4 protein-coding genes are annotated in these 3,009 nt (G+C 62.4%); 1 reads left to right on the top strand and 3 read right to left on the bottom strand.

Features of this window, described 5'->3' with window-relative positions:
• Nucleotides 1–245: glyceraldehyde 3-phosphate dehydrogenase NAD-binding domain-containing protein (locus tag L0H65_RS17365; protein ID WP_301460481.1), on the bottom strand; the 245-nt coding region annotated here is incomplete at its 3' end.
• A 159-nt stretch (nucleotides 246–404) separates the two neighbouring features.
• Nucleotides 405–1,481, bottom strand: a complete 1,077-nt coding sequence (mnmH, locus tag L0H65_RS17360; RefSeq protein WP_301460480.1) for a tRNA 2-selenouridine(34) synthase MnmH — start codon at nucleotides 1,479–1,481, stop codon at nucleotides 405–407.
• A gap of 105 nt (nucleotides 1,482–1,586) precedes the next feature.
• Here mnmH and L0H65_RS17355 point away from each other — a divergent pair, with 105 nt between their 5' ends.
• On the top strand, nucleotides 1,587–2,186 hold the full coding sequence (locus L0H65_RS17355) for a DUF1287 domain-containing protein (protein ID WP_301460479.1): 600 nt from the start codon (nucleotides 1,587–1,589) through the stop codon (nucleotides 2,184–2,186).
• A gap of 58 nt (nucleotides 2,187–2,244) precedes the next feature.
• Here L0H65_RS17355 and L0H65_RS17350 read toward each other — a convergent pair.
• On the bottom strand, nucleotides 2,245–3,009 hold a 765-nt coding region (locus tag L0H65_RS17350; protein ID WP_301460478.1), incomplete at its 5' end, for a M20/M25/M40 family metallo-hydrolase.

Genomic DNA, 3,009 nt, shown 5'->3' with positions numbered 1-3,009 from the left:
ATATCGCTGACACGGTGGAGCGGAATGCTGTGCCCGTTGACCCGCAGCGCGCCGTCCTCAAGCGCAACCTCACCGCGCCAAGGACCAAAAACGCTATCGAATTCAAAAAGATAGGCACACATTTGTGCTGCCGCGATATCGTTGATGCCGATGATCTCCGTTCCCGGCCAATGCGCCGGGGTCTGAAAATAGGCACGCAGGACAGATCGGCCGATCCGCCCAAAGCCATTGATGAAAACCCGCATGGCGCTGCCCCCGCTTCTCGTGTTTTGCGATCATGTGCGGCGCCTTCGTCAGGATCAATGGGCTTTGGCTGAAAAACTTGTATCAATCACAATGGCGCTGCTGTGATCCGCAGCACATCCAACACGATCAACCGTTCCGTGATCGCGACGCCAGCCAAATCACTTCGGCACCCGGCGAAGCGTTTGCCCATGACTGTCGACGCGCGCCGCCAACCGATCCGCCAGCAGGTCCAGCGCCGCATCGCCGAGGCTCTCGGTTTCGAACGCCTCCACCCCCTGCTCCAGTCGCGCCCGGTGCCGGTTGTACCGCGGGTCGTAATGCGCGGTCATCAACCCTTCGGCCAAACGCTCAAATGCGCCGGATTGCGCCATAGCCTGCCAAGCGTCGATCTGCTCCGCTGCATGGGCCGGGCGCAAACGATTGATGACATGCGCCAGCCTTGCGCGGTCTTCCACCAGATCGGCGTAGGCGCTGACGAGATAGCGCGCGCGCGTGGCAACCGGGGCCACCACCTCCAGCCGAGGCGCCGCGGCCATCGCCTTCCAAAGCCCCGGCGGCACCCGACATTCGCCTACTTTGGAGCTTTCGGCCTCCACCACCACAGGCCGTTCAGGGTCCAGCCGCCCGATCGCAAGAGCAAGCGCGGATTCGAACGCCTTCTGACTCGGTTGGCCGCCTTCCATCGCGCCGAACAGCGATCCGCGATGATGTGCCAGCCCCTCAAGATCCAGCGCCTGCGCGCCGCGCGCACAAAGCCGCGCCAGAAGGTCGGTTTTAGCCGATCCGGTATTGCCATCCAAAAGCAGAACCGGGCAGGGAAACGCCGCCTCATAGAGCGCCGCCACCACCAAAGCGCGATAGGTTTTGTACCCACCGGCAAGCAGGTCCACCCGCCAGCCGACCTGCGCCAAAATCGTCGCGAATGAGCCTGATCGCTGACCGCCCCGCCAACAGTAGACCAGCGGGCGCCAGCCGCCCCCCTTCTCCGCCAGCGGTCCGAGCAAATGCCGCGCCGCATTGGACGCAACCAGTGCCGCGCCGATCTTGCGCGCCATAAACGGGCTTTGTTGCTTGTAGATCGTGCCGATCCTTGCGCGCTCCTCGTCGCTCAACACCGGAAGGTTGATCGCACCGGGAATGTGGTCCTCGGCATATTCGGCAGGGCTGCGCACGTCGATGATATCATCGAAATCAAGGTCGGCGATCTGCGCGATGGAGGTCAGGTTCAATGCCATGCCCCTTCCATAGCGCAGCGACCGCGTGGCGGAAAGCCGCCATGGCAAAACCACAGACTGCGAGCAGCGATTGCGGCACGACCCGCCGGCGGCTAACCTTGAGCGATGAAACGCTATGCCCTCTGCTTGCTTGCGCTGTTCGTCCTGCCCGCTCAGGCTGACCCGGCACTGATCACCGCCGCGCGCGGGCAGGTCGGCGTGACAGTGATCTATGACCCCAGCTATCAAAGCCTGCGCTTTCCCGGAGGCGATGTCGCGCCGGAACGTGGCGTGTGTACCGATGTGGTGATCCGCGCGCTGCGCGAGGCTTGGGGTATTGATCTGCAACTTGCCACCAACCGCGACATGAAAGCCGCGTTCAGCGCCTATCCAAAGACATGGGGCATGAAAACCACCGACCGCAACATCGACCACCGCCGCGTGCCGAACCTGCAAACCCTGCTGCGCCGGGTCGGTGCGGCCTTGCCGGACTCCACCGACGCTTCGGCATATCGGCCGGGTGACATCGTGACATGGATGTTGCCGGGAAACCTGCCCCATATCGGCATCCTGTCTGACAAAATGGCGGGCGACCACCCACTGGTCCTGCACAATATCGGTGCAGGCGCGCGGGAGGAAGACCGGTTGTTCGACTTCCCGATCACTGGTCACTACCGTCTGAATGACGCGGCGCGCGCCCGGCTGCAAACCTTGGGACGCCCCTGATTTCATCTTGGTAAAAATACCTGCCTTCGCTTGCCACAAGACCGGATCCAAACCCCCGTCAGAATCCCTTTTCACATCGCGCCAGCAACGCCGAAAGCATCGCCTCACAGCGCTGCAACTGCGCCAGTTCGACAAACTCGTCGGGCATATGCCCCTGCGCCATCGAACCCGGTCCGCACACCACCACCGGCACCCCAAGCCGTTGCGCGAACATGCCGCCTTCGGTGCCATAGGCGACTTTCAGATGTGCATTGCCCCCGGTCAGGCTTTTGACAAAACTCACAACTGCCGCATCCGGCGCAGTTCCAAGGCCGGGGTAGTCCCAAAGCCGTTCGATCTCTATCGCCGCCTCTGGAAAATCGGCACGCAAGGGCGCGATGATCGTCTCTGCCGCGCTTTCCAACTCCGCAATCAGATCAGCCGGATCATGCCCGGCGAGCGTCCTTGTCTCCATATCAATGATGCAAGAACTGGCAACGATATTCACCTGCACCCCGCCCTGGATTTTCCCGACGTGAAGGGTGCTGTAAGGCACGTCATAATCCGGATCGAACGGGCCTTCGACCGCTAACCGAGCCTGCAACGCCCGCACCGCCCCGGCGAAATCCATCGCCAGATGGATCGCGTTCAACGCCAGCGGCGCTGCCGAGGAATGGCCGCCCCGCCCTGTGCAAATGACCCGCAGCGCGACCTTGCCTTTATGACCGATTGCAGCTTCCATACTCGTCGGCTCCCCCACGATACACAGGCGCGGCGGCACCTTCCACGCCTTCATCGCGTCAATCATCGAGCCGACCCCACGACAGCCGACTTCCTCATCATG

This window comes from Pseudorhodobacter sp. (assembly GCF_030452865.1).
In the GTDB taxonomy this organism is placed as follows: domain Bacteria; phylum Pseudomonadota; class Alphaproteobacteria; order Rhodobacterales; family Rhodobacteraceae; genus Pseudorhodobacter.
Note: the sequence above shows the minus strand (reverse complement) of the source record. Positions and strands in the feature narration are given on the sequence as shown.

What these genes read in the sequence shown, in the direction of transcription:
- mnmH (WP_301460480.1), bottom strand. Translation starts at nt 1,481, where the DNA reads ATGGCATTGAACCTGACCTCCATCGCGCAGATCGCCGACCTTGATTTC.
- L0H65_RS17355 (WP_301460479.1), top strand. Translation starts at nt 1,587, where the DNA reads ATGAAACGCTATGCCCTCTGCTTGCTTGCGCTGTTCGTCCTGCCCGCT.